Origin of the sequence: Sphaerisporangium sp. NPDC005289, assembly GCF_040607455.1 — a bacterium.
Classification (GTDB): Bacteria; Actinomycetota; Actinomycetes; order Streptosporangiales; family Streptosporangiaceae; genus Sphaerisporangium; species Sphaerisporangium rhizosphaerae.
The window spans coordinates 234,773-252,457 of record NZ_JBEXGS010000001.1; the positions used below are offsets into that span (position 1 = coordinate 234,773).

General features: G+C 71.0%; 12 protein-coding genes. 5 read left to right on the plus strand and 7 right to left on the minus strand.

Features of this window, described 5'->3' with window-relative positions; all coding sequences use genetic code 11:
- The first annotated feature begins 82 nt into the window (after positions 1-82).
- The 4 genes from ABZT47_RS00815 (at position 83) to ABZT47_RS00830 (ending at position 5,845) form a co-directional block, all read left to right on the plus strand.
- Complete coding sequence (locus tag ABZT47_RS00815) at positions 83-2,527, plus strand: molybdopterin oxidoreductase family protein (RefSeq protein WP_354834507.1); 2,445 nt, start codon at positions 83-85, stop codon at positions 2,525-2,527.
- Between the two features lie 11 nt (positions 2,528-2,538).
- Positions 2,539-4,992, plus strand: coding sequence for a nitrite reductase large subunit NirB (nirB, locus tag ABZT47_RS00820; RefSeq protein WP_354834510.1), 2,454 nt, complete (start codon positions 2,539-2,541; stop codon positions 4,990-4,992).
- Entirely contained in the window at positions 4,989-5,312 is a 324-nt protein-coding gene (locus tag ABZT47_RS00825; RefSeq protein ID WP_354834513.1) for a Rieske (2Fe-2S) protein, read from the plus strand. The genes nirB and ABZT47_RS00825 overlap by 4 nt, the downstream gene beginning before the upstream one ends.
- Positions 5,313-5,641: 329 nt before the next feature.
- On the plus strand, positions 5,642-5,845 hold the full coding sequence (locus ABZT47_RS00830; protein WP_350929493.1) for a cold-shock protein: 204 nt from the start codon (positions 5,642-5,644) through the stop codon (positions 5,843-5,845).
- Positions 5,846-6,047: 202 nt separating this feature from the next.
- Here ABZT47_RS00830 and ABZT47_RS00835 read toward each other — a convergent pair whose 3' ends face one another.
- The 5 genes from ABZT47_RS00835 to ABZT47_RS00855 form a co-directional block, all read right to left on the minus strand.
- The gene (locus ABZT47_RS00835) at positions 6,048-6,866 is read right to left on the minus strand and encodes a carbohydrate ABC transporter permease (protein ID WP_354834516.1); all 819 of its coding nucleotides are present in this window, start codon (positions 6,864-6,866) and stop codon (positions 6,048-6,050) included.
- The gene (locus ABZT47_RS00840; protein WP_354834519.1) at positions 6,863-7,846 is read right to left on the minus strand and encodes a sugar ABC transporter permease; all 984 of its coding nucleotides are present in this window, start codon (positions 7,844-7,846) and stop codon (positions 6,863-6,865) included. Before ABZT47_RS00840 ends, ABZT47_RS00835 begins: the two co-directional genes overlap by 4 nt.
- A 260-nt stretch (positions 7,847-8,106) precedes the next feature.
- The gene (locus tag ABZT47_RS00845; RefSeq protein ID WP_354834522.1) at positions 8,107-9,381 is read right to left on the minus strand and encodes a sugar ABC transporter substrate-binding protein; all 1,275 of its coding nucleotides are present in this window, start codon (positions 9,379-9,381) and stop codon (positions 8,107-8,109) included.
- A gap of 91 nt (positions 9,382-9,472) precedes the next feature.
- On the minus strand, positions 9,473-11,194 hold the full coding sequence (locus ABZT47_RS00850) for a hypothetical protein (RefSeq protein WP_354834525.1): 1,722 nt from the start codon (positions 11,192-11,194) through the stop codon (positions 9,473-9,475).
- A gap of 140 nt (positions 11,195-11,334) precedes the next feature.
- Positions 11,335-13,332 carry a beta-L-arabinofuranosidase domain-containing protein gene (locus ABZT47_RS00855; protein WP_354834528.1) on the minus strand — a complete coding sequence of 666 codons (1,998 nt, stop codon included), beginning with the start codon at positions 13,330-13,332 and terminating at the stop codon, positions 11,335-11,337.
- A 295-nt stretch (positions 13,333-13,627) separates the two neighbouring features.
- Here ABZT47_RS00855 and ABZT47_RS00860 point away from each other — a divergent pair, with 295 nt between their 5' ends.
- A complete protein-coding gene (locus ABZT47_RS00860; protein WP_354834531.1) occupies positions 13,628-14,677 on the plus strand; it encodes a LacI family DNA-binding transcriptional regulator in 1,050 nt (349 codons plus the stop codon).
- Positions 14,678-14,709: 32 nt separating this feature from the next.
- On the opposite strand, the gene ABZT47_RS00865 is transcribed toward ABZT47_RS00860, so the two are convergent.
- Both ABZT47_RS00865 and ABZT47_RS00870 read right to left on the minus strand, forming a co-directional pair.
- The gene (locus tag ABZT47_RS00865; protein WP_354834534.1) at positions 14,710-16,320 is read right to left on the minus strand and encodes a sulfatase-like hydrolase/transferase; all 1,611 of its coding nucleotides are present in this window, start codon (positions 16,318-16,320) and stop codon (positions 14,710-14,712) included.
- A gap of 396 nt (positions 16,321-16,716) precedes the next feature.
- Positions 16,717-17,586 (minus strand): CDP-alcohol phosphatidyltransferase family protein, encoded by an 870-nt coding sequence (locus ABZT47_RS00870; protein ID WP_354834537.1) that lies wholly within the window; start codon positions 17,584-17,586, stop codon positions 16,717-16,719.
- Positions 17,587-17,685 lie beyond the last annotated feature (99 nt).

A 17,685-nucleotide genomic window follows, 5' to 3' on the forward strand; every position in this document is an offset into this window, starting at 1 on the left:
GGCGGTGAGAATGGGTTAACGGCCCCTACACCTCGTGCGCATGCCGGTGTAATCGCCGGGGCTGAGCCTTGTGGTCGTGGGGATGCCGAGTGGGACGACCCATTGCCCGTACTGCTCGTTGCAGTGTGGGATCTCGTTGCAGGTCAGGGGCAGTGAGGTTTCGCTGTCGCCTGCCGACTTCCCGACCAATCGCGGTGGGCTGTGCGTGAAGGGGTGGACCGCGGCCGAGTTGCTGGATCACCCGGATCGGCTGCTCACGCCGCTGGTCAGGGCGATCCCCGGTGACCGCCGTAGCCCGTTTCGCGCGGCGGGCTGGGATGAGGCCCTCGATCGCACCGTGGAGGCGATCACCGCGAGCCAGGAGCAGTACGGCAGGGACAGTGTCGGGTGCTTCGGGGGCGGCGGGCTCACCAACGAGAAGGCCTATCTGCTGGGGAAGTTCGCGCGGGTCGCGCTGCGGACGGCCTCGATCGACTACAACGGCCGGTTCTGCATGTCGTCGGCGGCGACCGCGGCCAACCGGGCGTTCGGCGTGGACCGGGGGCTGCCGTTTCCGCTGGCCGATGTGGCGAGGACCCAGGTGCTGCTCCTGGCCGGCAGCAATCTCGCCGACACGATGCCACCGGCGATGCAGTACCTGAACGAACGCGGCGGCGGCCTGGTGGTGATCGATCCGCGGACGTCGGCGACGGCGAGGGCGGCGACGGTCCACCTGCGTCCGGTGCCCGGGACCGACCTCGTGCTGGCCAACGGCCTGCTGCACCTGGTGCTGCGTGCCGGTCACGCCGACCTCGCGTACGTCGCCGCGCGCACCACGGGGTTCGAGGAGGTGCGGGCGGGCCTGACGGCGTACTGGCCGGACCGGGTCGAGCGCGTCACCGGGGTCCCGGTGGAGGACCTTGAACGGGTGGCCGACATGCTCGGCACCGCCGCCTCCGCGATGATCCTGACGGCCCGGGGGGCCGAACAGCACAGCCAGGGCAGCGACACGGCGCAGGCCTTCATCAACCTGGCGCTGGCGCTCGGGCTTCCCGGCCGGCCCGACAGCGGGTACGGCTCCATCACGGGACAGGGCAACGGCCAGGGGGGACGGGAGCACGGCCAGAAGGCCGACCAGCTCCCCGGATACCGGCGGATCGACGACCCGGCCGCCCGGGCCCACGTGGCCGCGGTCTGGGGGGTCGCCCCGGAGGAGCTGCCCGGTCCAGGGCCGTCGGCCTACGAGATGCTCAGCGGCATGGGGCGGGACGGCGGGGTGCGCGCCCTGCTGGTGTTCGCCTCCAACGTGGTGGTGTCCGCCCCTGATCGCGACCGCGTGCTCGACCGCCTCCGCGCGCTGGACTTCCTCGCGGTCTCGGACATGTTCCTGTCGGAGACCGCGATGGAGGCCGACGTGGTGTTCCCCACCGCCCAGTGGGCGGAGGAGGAGGGCACCATGACCAACCTGGAGGGCCGGGTCGTCCGGCGCAGGCCGGTACGGGTGCCGCCCGGCCAGGCGCGCGACGATCTGCAGATCATCACCGCTCTGGCCCGGCGGCTCGGGCGCGGCGCGTACTTCAGCGCCGACGCGCGCGAGGTGTTCCAGGAGCTGCGGCGCGCCAGTTCCGGCGGCGTCGCCGACTACAGCGGGATCACCTACGAGCGGATCGAGGCGGAGCAGGGGGTGTTCTGGCCGTGCCCCGAGGGCGAGACGGGGGCGGCGAGGATGTTCACCGACCGGTTCCCCACCCCGGACGGCCGGGCGCGGTTCGTCCGGGTGGAGCACCGGGACGCCGCCGAACGGCTCGACGCGGAGTTCCCCTACGTCCTCACCACGGGGCGTCTCATGCGCCAGTACCAGAGCGGCACCCAGACGCGCAGGATCGCGGCGCTGACGCAGGGCGATGCGGTCCCGAGCGCGGAGATGCACCCTGACCTGGCGAGGCGGCATGGAATCGGCGCGGGGGACGCCGTCGAGCTGCGCACCCGCCGGGGCAGGGCCCTCTTCGCGGCGGAGCTGGCCGACGGCATCCGTCCCGACACCGTCTTCGTCCCGTTCCACTGGGGCGGCGAATCCGGCGCGAACGCCCTCACCGATCCGTCGCTGGACCCTCTCTCGCGCATGCCCGCCTTCAAGGCCTGCGCGGTCGCCGTCAGGAAGGTCGAAGACCCACGGCCACGGCTCGACGGAAGGACTCATATGGACTCGACACCCCGGTTCCTGCAGGGAATCTTCTCCTTCACCGGCAAGGGCATGGACGCCCCCTTCCCGCTGGCGTCGGAGCTCCGCTACGTCGTCCCCGACGGCTACGTCACCCAGCCCGTCTACCTGCGGGGCGGGAACTCCTGCGACGAGCTCGTCTGCCTGGTCCTGATGCGCGACGGAACTCCCATGCGGTACCTGCCGATCGGCGCCAAGGCCGGCGTCCACGTCTCCCTTCGCGTCGTCGAGGACCTGATGGCCGGGACCACGATCGAGGTGTACCTGGCCGCCCCGGACGGCGTCTCCGGGTCGGCCGTCGTCGATCTCGGCCTGGTCGAGGTGTGAGGAGGAACGCCATGCGGCAGCGTCTGGTCGTGATCGGCAACGGTATGGCGGGGGCGCGCACGGTGGAGGAGATCCTCGCCAGGGGCGGAGGCGAGAAGTTCTCCATCACGATGTTCGGCGACGAGCCGTACGGCAACTACAACCGGATCATGCTGTCGAACGTCCTGGCCGGGACCGACGACGAGACCGAGATCTTCCTGAACGGCCTCGCCTGGTACGAGGCCAACGGCATCACGCTGCACGCGGGAACCCGCGTCAGACGCATCGACCGCTTCGCCCGGAAGGTGTACGCGGACGACGGCACGTCCACGCCGTACGACAGGCTGATCATCGCCACCGGCAGCCGGCCGTTCGTTCCGGACATCCCCGGGGTGCGCGGCGCCAAGCGGGGCTTCCACCAGGGCGTGTTCACCTTCCGGACGATCGACGACACCCGCAACATGCTCCGGTACGCCCGCGGCCACCACGGCGCGGTGGTGATCGGCGGCGGCCTGCTCGGCCTGGAGGCGGCGCGGGGGCTGCAGAGCCACGGCCTTTCCGCCACCGTGGTGCACGCGGGCGGGCACCTGATGAACCAGCAGTTGGACCCCCAGGCGGGCGCGGTGCTGAAACGCAGCGTGGAGAGGCTGGGCATCACCGTCGAGCTGAACGCCCGGACCACCGAGGTCCGGGGCGCCGAGCGGGTGACCGGCATCGCATTGTCCGATGGACGGGTCATCCCCTGCGACATGGTGGTGATCGCGGCGGGAATCCGCCCGAACACCGAGGTGGCGCAGGCGGGCGGCCTGGTCGTGGAGCGCGGCGTCGTCGTCGACGACCAGATGCGGGCGATCGGCGAGCGCGGCGTCTACGCCGTCGGCGAGTGCGCTCAGCACCGCGGCCAGGTGTACGGCGTGGTGGCGCCGCTGTGGGAGCAGGCCAGGGTCCTGGCCGACCACATCACCGGAGCCGATCCCACCGCCGCCTACCACGGGTCGCGCATCGCGACCAAGCTCAAGGTGGCCGGAGTGAACGTGGCGTCCATGGGCCTGAAGGGTCCAGAGCGCGAGGACGACGAGTTCGTGGTGGTGGCCGAGCCCACGCGGGGGATGTACAAGAGCGTCGTGGTCCGCGACGGCCGGCTGGTCGGGGCGACCCTGGTGGACGACCTGAGCAAGGTCGCCTTCCTCATGCAGGCCTTCGACCGCGGGCTCCCGCTGCCCGAGGAGCGGGTCCGGCTGCTGTTCGACCTGGGCGCGCCGTCCGCCGAGACCAGCGTCGAGGAGCTCTCCGAGGACGCGCAGGTGTGCAACTGCAACGGCGTCAGCAAGGCGGACCTGGTGTCGGCGGTCAAGGACGGTGCCAGGTCCGTCACCGGGGTGATGGACGCGACCCGGGCCGGCAAGGGATGCGGCTCCTGCCGGTCGCTGGTCACGCAGATCGTCGAGTGGGCGGCCGGCGGGGAGACCGAGGAGGACCCCTCGGCCGGCTGGTACGTGCCGGGCGTCCCGCTCGCCAAGCAGGAGCTCATGGCCGAGATCCGGGCGCGCGGCCTGCGATCGGTCTCCGCGGTCTTCGCGGAGCTCGCCCCCGCGGGCAAGGAGGACGCCAAAAGCAAGATGGGCCTGGCGTCGCTGCTCCGCACGATGTGGGCCGGCGAGTACGTCGACGAACGCGACGCCCGCTTCATCAACGACCGGGTGCACGCCAACATCCAGAAGGACGGCACGTTCTCCGTCGTGCCCCAGATGAAGGGCGGCTGCACCACCCCCGACCAGCTCCGCCGCATCGCCGACGTCGCCGACAAGTACCAGGTCCCTCTGGTCAAGGTCACCGGCGGCCAGCGCATCGACCTGCTCGGGATCCGCAAGGAGGACCTGCCCGCCGTGTGGGCGGATCTCGGCATGCCGTCCGGCCACGCGTACGGCAAAAGCTTCCGGACGGTCAAGACCTGCGTGGGCCTGGACTTCTGCAGGTACGGCCTGGGTGACTCCACCGCGCTGGGCATCGCCCTGGAGACCAGGTTCCAAGGACTCGAAGCGCCCGCGAAGATGAAGCTGGCCGTCACCGGCTGCCCGCGCAACTGCGCCGAGGCCTACGTGAAAGATCTCGGCGTGGTGGCCGTGGAGGGGGGCCGCTGGGAGATCTACGTGGGCGGAGCGGCGGGGGCGCACATCCGCAAGGGCGACCTTCTGGCCACCGTCGGCACCGCCGAGGAGGTCATCACCCTGACCGGGCGCTTCCTGCAGTACTACCGCGAGAACGCCAACTGGCTCGAACGCACCTACGCGTTCGTGCCGCGCGTCGGCATCGAGCGGATCCGGGAGGTCGTGGTCGACGACGCCGACGGCATCGCCGCCGGCCTGGACCAGGCGGTGCAGGCCTCCGTGGACGCCTACCGCGATCCCTGGCAGGAGGGCGGGGAGCCCGTCACCCCCGGCCAGTTCCGCCCCGCCCTGCCGCTGCTCCCGGTGCCGAAGCGTTGACCGCCGGACCGGCCGCCGGAGCGCACCTGCTCGGGCGGCTCGACGAGATCCCGGTCGGCGAGGGCCGGGCGTACACGGTGGACGGCGAGCAGATCGCCGTGTTCCGGCTGCGGGACGGGAACGCGCGCGCCGTCTCCGCCGTGTGCACGCATGCCGGGGGCCCGCTGGCCGACGGGCAGATCGACGGCGACGTCGTCATCTGCCCGTTGCACCAGCACATGTTCGAGCTCGCCACCGGCTGCTCGACCACCGGGCGGCCCCCGCTCCGGACCTACGCCCTGCACATCGACCCCGACGGCCACCTGTTCGTCCTCCTCTGAGGAGGAGTTCACCGCCCGGCCACCAGGGTGTCGCGAGTCCGGCGTCGCTCCGCGGGGCCGGGCACCTGACCGGGCACGTCCGGCGATCTCATCGCCGCCCCCGTCCGCGTCAGGATGCCGATCGACGACCCGGCTCGTGCAGCGGGCCGAAGCGTGCTAGGCTAACGTCAGTTGCAGTTGTGGTAACCGTGAACTTTTTACGCGCCTGACGGGACATTGTGACGTCGGGCGCTTTTGTTTTACCGGTCATCTCCGGACGGGCTTATCACGGCGGCGCGGAACCGGCACAGAGCCGTCTCCGGCTCAGCCCCTCATCAAAGGAGATCGACATGGCGACTGGAACCGTGAAGTGGTTCAACTCGGAAAAGGGCTTCGGCTTCATCGAGCAGGACGGCGGCGGCGCTGACGTCTTCGCCCACTACTCCAACATCGCCGCCCAGGGCTACCGTGAGCTGCAGGAAGGCCAGAAGGTCTCCTTCGACGTCACCCAGGGCCAGAAGGGCCCGCAGGCCGAGAACATCGTTCCCGTCTGACGGTCACGCGACACGGCCGGGGCCCGCACCTTCAAGGTGCGGGCCCCGGCTCGCGTTTTGGGCGCCGTCCGCGGCGTCACTCCACCGGCGGGCGAGCGGTCTCCAGGGTTCTAAGCGCGCGCGAATAGGGGTTGCCGAAGCTTTTTCTTCGGCGGGTTCGGCGGTGGCCGTACCGCCTGCGCGAAGGATCGGCCTGCCTGGTTCAGTCCTTGACGGCGCCGGCGGTCACTCCGGCGGCGACGTAGCGCTGGGCGATGACAAGGAGCGCGGTGGCCGGGATGGAGGCGACGACGGCGGTGGCCATGATGGCGTTCCACTGCTGGTTGTTGTTGCCGATGTAGTGGTAGATGCCGAGGGTGATCGGCTGGTGGTCGCCGCCCTGGTCCAGGGTGCTGGCGAAGATGAAGTCCGACCACGCCCACAGGAACGCGAACAGCGACACCGTGATGATCGAGTTACGGCTGACCGGCAGCACGACCGACCAGAACGTGCGCATCGCCCCCGCGCCGTCCACCCTGGCCGCCTGCATCAGCTCCTCGGGGATTCCGGACATGAACGTGGTGAGGACCAGCACCGCGAACGGCACCGCCAGCGTCGAGTCGGCCACGATCAGCCCGGGGACCGTGTTGAGCACGCCGGTGCTGAGGAAGATGGCGTAGAACCCCATCGCCATGATGATCCCGGGGATCATCTGGGCGATGAGCAGCACGAAGCTCAACGCCCCGCCACCCCTCGGACGCAGCTTGGCCAGCGAGTACGCCGCCGGCGCCGCGATGACCAGCGTGAGCGCGACGGTGCCGAGCCCGATCACCAGGCTGGTGACCAGGTAGGGCCCCTGCTGCTCCAGCACCGCCCGGTAGCCCTCCAGCGTCCCGTTGCTCGGCCACAGGTACGGCGGGCTCTTGCGCATGTCCTGGTCGCGGGTGAGGGAGACGTTGATCATCCAGTAGACCGGGAACAGCATCAGGCCGGTCAGCACCAGCCCGAGCGCGCTTTTCGCCCAGCGGCGCGAGGCGATCATGCGAAGGCCTGCCTTCTTTGCACGTAGATGTAGAGCAGCCCGAAGAACAGGGCCATGACGATCAGCAGGTTGCCCACCGCCGCGCCGGGGCCGAAGGCCGGCAGCAGGTTGCCGAAGCCCAGCCGGTAGGACCAGGTGGCCAGCGTCGTGGAGGAGTCGCTCGGCCCGCCCTTGGTCATGATCCAGATGATGTCGAACACCTTGAGCGTGTAGACCAGCCCCAGCAGCAGCGTGATCGCCGACACCGGGCGCAGCAGCGGAAAGGTGACCTTCCAGAACCGCTGCCAGCCCGTGGCGCCGTCGAGTTCGGCCGCCTCGTGGATGTGCGCCGGAATCGCCTGCAGGCCGCTGTACAGCACGACCAGGTTGAACGGGATCCCGATCCAGATGTTGGCGATGGTCACCGACCACAGTGACCAGTCGGGCGAGGTCAGCCAGTTGACCGGAGACACCCCGAACGCGGTCAGCATCGCGTTGACCAGGCCGGAGTCGCTGTTGAACATCCACGACCAGGTCGAGGACGACACGATCAGCGGCAGCAGCCAGGGCACCAGGAACAGCGCCCGCAGGGTCGCCGCCAGCCGGAAGTGCCGGGTGAAGAACACCGCGAGGCCGAGGCCGATGGTGAACTGGAACACCAGCGACACCACGGTGAACACCACGGTGTGCCACAGCGCCGGGCCGAACGTCGGATTGGCGAAGATCTTGCCGTAGTTGGCGAACCCGGTGAACGGCGCACCCCCTTGCACGAAGGACCGCACCGTGTAGTCGCGCAGGCTCAGGTCCAGGTTGCGGTAAAGGGGGTAGGCGTAGAAGACCAGCAGATAGACGACGACGGGCGCCAGGAACGCCCACGCCGTCCACTGCCCGGACCGCCGCCGCGCGGCCGCGCGCCGTCCGCCGCGGGGCGGCGGAGCCGGCGGCCGCCTCGGCCGGCCGCCCGCGATGGACGCGGCCGGCGTCTGTGTTGCGTGTTTCATGCTGTCCTTTTCGACAGAGATCGGCAGAGATCGGCTAGTGCGCTCTCCACGAACGTTCACCGGCTCGGACGCCGTAACAGGCGCCGGCATCGTCGTACCACGACCCGCCGACCCGGCGCCGATCACATCCAGCACATGGCCGGGTTGAGGAGCCGCGCCCGTGAACATATGTGGTCACCGCCCTGGAGAAGGGACGACGTCCATGACCCCGGGGCACCGACCGCGCCCCGGGGTCCTCCCCCGGACCGTGCTCGTCGCTCCTACTGGGTCGCGCTCGCCGCGGCGGCCTGGGCGGCGGCCATCGCCTCCTGCGGTTGCTGCGCTCCGCTGAGAGCGGCCTGCATCGCCTTCCACATGGGCTCGGAGATCTTCGGATACTTCGTACCGAGATCATCGCTGGTGCGGCCCTTGGCCGCCTTGACCGCCTCCACCCACACCTTGAGCTCGGGGTTGTCCGCCACCTGCTTGGCCTGCACCTTCTCGGTCGGCGCGATGTACGACAGCGTGGTGTCGGTGGTGTAGGAGTTCTCGGTGCTGGTCAGGCAGGTGACCAGCTTCTGCGACACGGCGTAACGCGCGGCGTCCTTCTGTACCGGGACGCCGACGAACTCGCCCCCCGTCGGGGCGGGCGCGGCTCCGCCGTCCTTGCCGGGGATCGGGATGATGCCGTACTCGAAGCCGGTCTTCTTGGCGTTGGCCAGTTGCCAGGTGCCGTTCTCGCTGAAGGCGAAGTCGCCGGTCGCGAACTCCTGCCAGCTCGTGGTCTGGGTGTTGTTGATCACCGAGTTGGGGGCGTACCCCTTCTTCAGCCAGTCGGTCCACAGCGACAGCGACGCGACCCCCTGCGGCGAGTCCAGCTTGGTGAGCTGCGCGCCGGCGCCCCAGAACCAGGGCAGGAACTGGAAGCTGCCCTCCTCGGTGCCGATCGCCGAGAACGTGATGCCCTTCTTGCCCGCCGCCTTCACCTTCTCCAGCGCGGCCGTCAGCGACGCCCAGTCCTTGACCGACGTCACGGCCACACCGGCCTTCTTCAGCACGGCCTTGTTGTAGTAGAGCGCCAGCGTGTTGGCACCGATCGGGACGCCGTAGGTCTTGCCGCCCATCTGTCCCGCCGCCAGCAGGTTCGGCGAGATGGTGGAGGTGTCGATCTTCGTCTCGTCGGTCGAGGTCAGCACCCCCGCCTCGGCCAGCGTCGAGACCACCGGGTTGTCCACGATCAGCACGTCCGGCGAGTTGCCCTGCTGCGCCGCCAGCAGCGCCTTGTTGGTCAGGTCGGTGGTGTCGTACCCGGTGCGCTTGACCGTCACCCCGGCCTGGGTCCCGCAGGACTGCAGGAGCTTCACCCAGTCGGAGGTGTCGTCGAACTGGGGGTAGGGGTCCCAGATCGTGTAGGCGCCGCCCCCGGCCGGAGCCTTCCCGGCGTCTGTGCCGGAGGAGGGGGACGGCGCGGACGAGCACGCCGCGGCGCCGCTCGCCACTGTGACGGCGACGAGGGCCGCGCCAAGGCCCCGTCGTCCTGAACGGCGACTTTCCATAGGTCTTCCTTTCGAAGCCGGATCACCGGCTGAGTCTGTCGGCCGGCCGCGCGGGTTCGCACGGTCAGGATGCGAACCCGCGCGGGCACGCTCAGGTGAGCTGGATGTAGTCCAGCTCGGCATAACCGGTGCCACCGTTGAAGCCGGGAGAGCCCTTGGCCAGGCGGATCACGTTGTAGCCGGCCTGCAGGTTGACGGTCGTGGCGACCGTCGCGCCGAACTGGCCCCAGCCGGAGGTGGGCGGGTAGCTGATGGTGCCCCACGCGCCGCCGTTGTAGGCGACCCCCTGTGTGGCGGTGGCACCGGTGCCGTTGGCGTAGCCGACGGTCATGGTGTACGAGCGCGCGGACGGCACGTTCACCACGAAATCGACGTAGCTGTCGTCGCGGTGGGTGCCGGTGTTGTTGTCGATGCGTCCGACGTAGCCGCCCTCGGACGCGCTGGAGCTCGTCAGCCGCTGGGCGCGGAAGACCGACCCGTTCTCCGCCTCGTAGCGCTGCTGGTAGGAGGGCACCCCGCTCGTCGGCTGGATGACCAGGTTGTAGGCGCTCGTGGCGGACATGTTGGGCACCGAGACGCTGATCTCTCCGTTGCTCACCGTGGAGGTGGTCGTCGAGATCGTGGTCGGCGCCGTCACGGCGGTGAAGCGGCCGTTGGCCGGTGTCGACTGGAGGGTCACCCTGACGCTGGAGCCCAGGGCGCCGATGCCGGTGACGCGGATGGTGTTGGTACCGGACTCGTTGCCGAACACCACGTTGACGATCTTGCGGGTGCCGTCGTAGGCGGCGAAGCCGTCCAGCGCCGTCTGGTTGGCCGGGGTGGTGGTCACCATCCTGCCCGCCATGTCGCCGTACCACTTGTACAGCCACCACGTGCCGGTCGGCTGGTTGCCGTTGACGACCAGCCCGTTCATCGTGCCGTACTCGTACCAGAAGGCCCGGTGCGCGGTCTCGACGCCGCCGCGCTCCAGCTTGGCCACGTAGCTGGCGACCCGGCCGGGGACGTCGACCTCGCTCGTCGCGGCGTACTCGTTGATGGAGATGCGGCGAGGGCTGATGCCGAGGGAGGACTCCAGCGCACGGTAGTTCGCGATGTCGGCGGCGATGTTGTTGGGGCTGCCGAGCTCGTGCCAGCAGATGATGTCGGGCAGCGTCCCGCTGGCCTTGGCGCTGGTCAGGAAGGACGACAGCCAGGAGCGGTTGTAGTAGGAGATGCTCGGCCCGACGATCGGCGTGGTGGCGTCCAGCGCACGCACGGCCCGGAAGGTGCGCGCCCATCCGTCGTTGAAGGCGCCGGCGGCCCCGGTGTTCCACGTCCAGTCCGGCTCGTTCCACAGCTCCCAGCCGACGACGTTGGTCACCGAGGTCGCGTTGAGGCGGGCACGGACCATCGTGTCCACCTTGGCCAGCCAGTCGTTCCAGCTCACCCACTGGTAGGGGAAGTTGGGATAGATGTCCGGCATCCGGATGTACTCCCCGGCGCCGACCCGGGTGGCCTGCGGGGAGACCTTCAGGGAGTCCCCGCCCGGCGGCTGGCCGTTGGGCCGCTGTCCCACGCCGGGAGCGGGCTGCGTCAAGGAGTTCACCTTGAGCGGCAGCAGGGTGGAGTCGGCGGGCCTGCTGTTCTCGGCCAGGCCGTACAGTCCGCCGGTGGCGACGTGGGTGACCGGCCGGAAGGGCTGGGCGACGTTCACCGTGAGGGTGGTACCGGCCGCCTCGGCGGGCGCCAGGGGGACGAGCCCGCCGAATCCCGCGGCAAGCAGTGCCGCGGTCAGGCCGATCGCGCGTCCCGGCGTGAGTCGGGGTCTGCTCATCAGCTACCTCGCTCTTTCTGTGCTCAGTTGGGGGGCGAGCAGGAGGTGGAACGGGACCGTCCCTCCCCGAGCCGGCGGCGCACCGCGGGCGGTCCCACGCGGAGGGTCGTGCCGGCGGCCACCGGCACGACCCTCCACGGTCATCCGGTGGTGGCGAGCGGAATCCAGACCCGCATCGGGCCCTCGGTCCGGTTGCCCCACAGGAAGTACGGCACCGCCGTGAGCGTGAGCGGGGTGTTGGTCCGCTCCCGCGAGGCACCGGAGGTGTAGAGCGGGTCGTGCGCGTCGGCGAGCACGCCGCGTGCGCTGAGCACGACCGGGGCGCCGGGAAGGTCGTCCCGGCGGGCCGCCGTGATCGGCGCGGCGGGGTCCAGCCGCACGTCCTCCAGGACGACGCCGGGTGGCAGGTCCGCCTGCTCCAGGCAGTACACCAGGGGCCCGCGCGCCAGGGTGACGCACCCGCGCACCGCGTCGACCCTCGGATGCGCGCTCACCTGCCGCACGGGCATGTCGAGGTCGAGGACGACCTTGGTTCCCGGCGTCCACACGCGGGTGAGCCGCACGTAGCCGTCGGCCGCCGGCGCCCGTACCGTCTCGTCGCCGACGATCACCGAGTACGCCTCGCACCAGGACGGCACGCGCAGCGCGAGCGTCCAGGGCCCGCTCTGCCCTGCCTCGCCTCCCACCGTCAGCTCGACCCGGCCCTGCCATGGATAGTCGGTGCGCATCTCCAGCCGGACCGGTCGCCCCGCCACGGCGGCGGTGAGGGTGGCCTCGCCGTACAGGTGGACCTGCAGTCCCCCTTCGTCGGCGGTCGCCAGGTATCCGGGCAGCGAGGCCATGAGCCGCGCGATGTTCGGCGGGCAGCAGGCGCACGAGTACCAGGGCAGGCGGCGGGCGGCCTCCTCCTCGCCGGAGCCGACATGCCCCGTGCGCAGGTGCAGGGGGTTGGAGTAGAAGAAGCGCCTGCCGTCGGCCGACACCGCGGCGGCGACCGCGTTGTACACCGCCCGCTCCATCTCGTCGGCGTAGCGCGCGCGGCCGGTCGCGAGCAGCAGCCGCCAGTTCCACTGGAAACTCGCGATGGCCGCGCAGGTCTCGGCGTACGCCCGGTCGGGCGGCAGCTCGTACGGGTCGCCGTACGCCTCGTCCCGGTGGCGCGAACCGTGCGCGCCGGTGACGTAGGTCCGCGTGTGGAAGGCGTCGGCCCACAGCCGCTCTGCCGCGTCCAGCAGCGGCAGGTCGCCGGTCTCCACCGCCACGTCGACCATGCCGGCCAGCAGGTACAGCTGGCGCACGGCGTGCCCGGCGACCTCGCGGACCTCGCGTACCGGCTGGTGGTCCTGGTGGTAGCGGGGGCCGAACCGGCCACGGCCGAGCAGGCCGTGCCCGCGCAGGTCGAGGAACCGGCGCGCCAGATCCAGGTAGGGCCGGTGGCCGGTCAGCCGGTAGAGCTCGGCGAGGGCGGTCTCGATCTCGGGATGACCGCACACCTCCTCCACCCCGTCCGGCCCGAACCGCTCGACCAGCAGGTCGGCGAAGCGGCGGGCGACGGACAGGAGGACGGGCTGGGCGCCGGCACGGCCGCCGGCGACGGCCGCCTGGATGAGGTGGCCCGCGCAGTACAGTTCGTGGGCCCAGTCGGGCCTGCGCCACCGCTCCTCGGGAGCGGCCACCGTGAAGTAGGAGTTCAGGTACCCGTCGGGCTGCTGGGCCCGGGCCAGCAGTGCCACGGTGTCCTCGACGAACGCCTCCAGAGAGGCGTCACCGGGGGAGGTCCCCAGTTCCCACAGGGCGGCCTCCAGCGTCTTGTGGACGTCGGAATCGGCGAACCACATGCCCGTGAAGGGCTGCTCGCCCTCTCCCGCGGCGGCCTGGAGGTTGCCGATGTTGCCGCTGCCGCGCAGGTTGTCCACACAGTGCGGCAGCGTGTCCTCGGCGTTGCGCCGCCGCCAACCGCCCAGCAGCCCCTCGGGGTGCAGCCGGACCTGGTCCACGCCGAGCGGCGAAAGAGCGGCGATGGCCTCCGGCCCGGGGACGGCCGGCCCCGCGGGACCGCCAAGGCCGGACGGGGCCGGTTCCGCGGTCCTGTCCATGCCGGAGCCGGTCTGCGTGTCTGACAGCTTCTGCTCGGTCATTCCGGTCTTTCGTGTGGGGATGCGGAGGTCTCTCGCGCGGCCGCGGGGGCTTCGTCCCCCGGCGAGCGGGCCGTTCGGACCGCCTGGGCCGGTCGCCGGGAACAACCGCAGGTAAGGAGGACAGAACGGGGGGCACAGCCGATGAGGAAACCTAGGAAAACGATTGCCGTCACGTTACCAACGCCGTCGGGGAGGGTCAACAGTACGTTTCACCGCGGTTACATGGGCGTGCGGGGACGCGACAAGTCGCGCTATACAGTGGACAGGGCAACGACCACCGAAAGCGGAGGGAAACGTGGGGAGACTGGAGCGTCACGCCACCATCACCGACGTCGCGGCGCTGGCCGGCGTGTCGGTGGGCACGGCCTCCAAGGCCCTCAACGGACGCGGATCGCTACGGGAAGAGACCCGCAGGCGCGTCCGGGAAGCGGCCCGGCAGCTCAATTTCGAGGCGAACGCCGGCGCGCGCAACCTGCACTCGGGCCGCACCTACACGGTGGGCATGATCACGACCGACACGATCGGCCGGTTCAGCATCCCCGTCCTGATGGGCGCGGAGGACGCGCTGGGCGCCGGAGAGATGTCGATCTTCCTCTGCGACGGCCGGGGCGACCCGATCCGCGAGCAGTACTACGTCAAGACCCTGCTCAGCCGGCGGGTCGACGGCATCATCGTGACCGGCCGGCGCACCGAGGCACGGGCCCCCATCGGCGTCGGCCTCCCGGTGCCCGTCGTCTACGCCTTCATCAGCTCGGCCGACCCCGACGACTGCTCGGTGGTCCCCGACGAGGCGGGCGGCGCCCGCAAGGCGATCGACCATCTGCTGGCCATAGGGCGTGGCCGCATCGCGCACATCACCGGCCCCGACCACCACAACTCCGCCCGGGTACGCGCCGCGGCGACGACGCGGCGACTGGCCGAAGAAGGGCGTTCCCTGGTCGCGCCGCCGCTGTTCGGCGGATGGAGCGAGGCGTGGGGAGGCCAGGCCGCCGGCATCCTTCTGGGGAGCGGGACGGAGTTCGACGCCGTCTTCTGCGGCAGCGACCAGATCGCGCGCGGGGTCGGCGACGCCCTGAGGGCCGCGGGGCGCCGCATCCCCGACGACGTCGCGCTCGTCGGGTTCGACAACTGGGACGTCATGATCGAAGGCGCCAAACCCCCGCTGACCAGCGTCGACATGAACCTCCAAGGGCTCGGCCGATCGGCCGCCGAACGGCTCCTCGCCGCCATCAACGGCTCCCCCTCCCCCGGCGTCCACGCCCTTCCCTGCCACCTGGTGGTGCGCGAATCGACCACGGTGCCCCTGCGAACCCCTCAGGCGTCACCGCCCGGCCCGGCGGGGTGAGCGACCGGCCGGCCTGCCCGCGACGAACGCGGTCAACGCGGTGCCGGGGCCGAGGGTCGAGTGGGCTGGGGGTGGGGACCGAAGGCGGTGAGGAAGCGGTCGCGGAAGGCGTCCATCCGCCAGACCGGGGCCGTGGGGCCGGGCCTCAGGCCGTCCTGCCAGCCCCAGCCGGAGACCCGGTCCAGGACGGCCCGGTCGCGGGCGACGATGGTGATCGGCACGTCGCGGCTCGCGTTCTCGCCGGTGACGATCGGGGCGGGCTGGTGGTCGCCGAGGAAGACGAGCACGAGATCGTCGTCGCCATAGGTCTCCACGTAGGAGATGAGGGCGCTCAGCGTGTACTCGATGGAGCGCCGGTACTCGGTGCGCACGCGGGTGGCGTCGCGCCACACGGCGTCCGGCGACTCCCCGGCGGCGGCCATGGGGCCGAAGACCGAGCCGTCACCGACGGCGTTCCAGTCGGTGAGGCTGGGGATGGGCGCCCAGGGGGCGTGGCTGGAGACCAGGGGCATCTCCACCATCATCGGGGCGTGGCCCGGCTTCGCGCGTTCGAGCCGCTGGAAGGCCGACAGGGTGTACTGGTCGGGCATGGTGCCCCAGTTGAAGCCCGGTCCGCGATACCCGAGGTTGTGGGAGTCGTACACGCGGTCGTAGCCGTAGAACGCCCCTTCCGGCCAGGCCTTGGTGTTGCCCGGCATGACGGCGACCGTCCGCCAGCCCGCGCGCCGGAACAGGCTTGGCATGGTCAGGCGGTCGCCGGCGACGAGGTTGCCGTGGCGCTGCTGGTTGTTCACCCACAGCCCCGAGAGCAGCGTGGCGTGGGCGAGCCAGCTGCCGCCGCCGTACGTCGGTGAGGTGAGGAAGGCGCTGCGGGAGGCGAACCCGTCCGCGCGCAGCCGGCGGCTCCCCGCGTCGAGGACCGCGTCGACCTGCGGCGCGAACTCCGGGTCCTCGACGGCGTCGCGGCCGTAGCTCTCGATGAAGGAGAAGACGACGTCCTTGCCGCGCAGCGCGGTCAGCAGTTCCTGGCCGGGGGTGTCGCGGAAGGCGTCGACGGCGGCCTGTGCGGCGAACACCCGCTGGTCGCGCAGGCCGGCGCCGATCTGCTGTACATGGTCATGGACGAGGGCGGCGGCGGGCACCTCCGGGGTGATCTGCACCCCGAACAGGGCGCAGACGAGCCAGGCGGCCCCCAGCGTCCCGGCGGCGCCGGTCGCCGGGGTGCGGTGCCGGGCCACGACCCGGGCCAGGCGCATGACCGACAGCGTGACGAGGACGAGCACGCCCGCGATGAGGACGGCGACCGCGACGACGGAGGCGACCGCGCCGGCCCCGCCGAACGACGCCGTGAGGAAGTCCACGGCGTTCCCGAGGAAGGCCCAGTCGAGCAGCAGGTCGAAGGGCCGTTGGAGGGTCGCGTAGAAGCCCAGGTCGGCGAACTTCACGATCGTCACCAGGGCGAGGGCCACTCCGGCGAGCGCCGCCGCCACCCGTCTGGGCTTCGGCGGCAGGACGAGCACGAGGGCGACGCCGAGGAGTCCCTCCAGCGGGATGCGGGCGAAGGCCCACGGGGTGAGGTGACCGATCTGGTCGGGCGCGTTGAGGGCGAACAGCACGAGCAGGAAGGCCAAGGCGGTGGTCACCGGCCCGGCGACCGGGTGCCTCCGGGGACGGCCGTCGGGTCCGGCCGCGCCGGCATCGCCTGAGTCGTCCTCCGAAGCGTCCTTCGAGTCGTTCTCCGCAGCATCCTTCGAGGCGTTCTCCGGAGCATCCTTCGGGACGTCTTTCGAAGCATCCTCCGAGGCGTTCTCCAAGACGTTCTCCAAGGCGTCCTTCGAGATGTCCTTCGAGGCGTCCTCCGGGGCATCCTTCGCGGGCGTCCCTCTCTGGGACGACCGGCGAAAGCGGATGATGGACGACAATCCGCAGGTCCTTCCATGCCGAGCCCGGTGACGCCGGTCACCGTCGCGGTGCCGGGCGATGCCGCCGGCCCGGGCCGGCGGCATCGTGTACGTATACGGCCCGCGGCCGCCGATGGTTCAGGCGGAACCGACCAGGCTCGGCTCGTCCACCACCGCCTCTCGGGCGATCTCGCCCGACGTGCGCTTGGCCTCGCGGCGTGCCCGCCATCGGCCGAGGTGCCGGTCGTGGTGGGCGGCGGGCCTCGGCTCCCACCGCGATCCCGACCGGCCGGTGTCCCGGCTTCGCCACAGCCACCGGACGTCCCGGCCGAACGACCACACCAGCGACGCCAGTGCCAGCCCGGCCAGGCCGGTGGCGACGGGAGGCGGGGCCACCCCGGCGCTCACGATGACCAGGATGATCCCCTGCAGCGCGGCCACGGTCTTGCGGGCGAAGCTCGGTCGCAGAGGCGCCCGCAGCCAGGGCGCCACCCAGGCCGCCGCGACGAAGACGTACCGCATGGCGCCGATCGCGAGCACCCACGCGCCGGTGGACCAGGCCACGTGGACGCTGAGCACCAGGATGAGGAAGGCGTCGGTCTCCATGTCGAAACGCGCCCCGAGTTCGGACACCGTCCCGGTGCGCCGCGCCACGTACCCGTCCACCCCGTCGAGGATCAGTGCGACGGCGGCGAGCGCGACCAGCGAGGCGACCGGCACGTGTCCGCCGGTGAGGCCGGTCGTCACCATCGCCGTGACGCCTCCGGCCAGCTCGGCGCGGGCCAGGGTGACCAGGCCTGCCGGTCCCAGCGAGTGGATCCCGGATCGGCGCATGGAGCGGGTGAGGACGGCCGACAGGATCACGGCACAGGCGACGCCGGCCAGGCAGCCCGCCGGGCTCAGGCCCGCGTCGGCCCAGAGCACGGCCAGCAGGACGACCTGCGTCACCACCCCGGCGGCCGGCCCGCGGACCGGCACCTCCGTCACGCGCCAATCCAGTGTGGTCAATTACGCCTCCCGCTCCATGACCCCGGATACGGGGCGTCCAATAGCATTCGCTGACCCGCTCCGAGTAGGAGCGACTCCCCTGCGATGTAGTACGGCGAG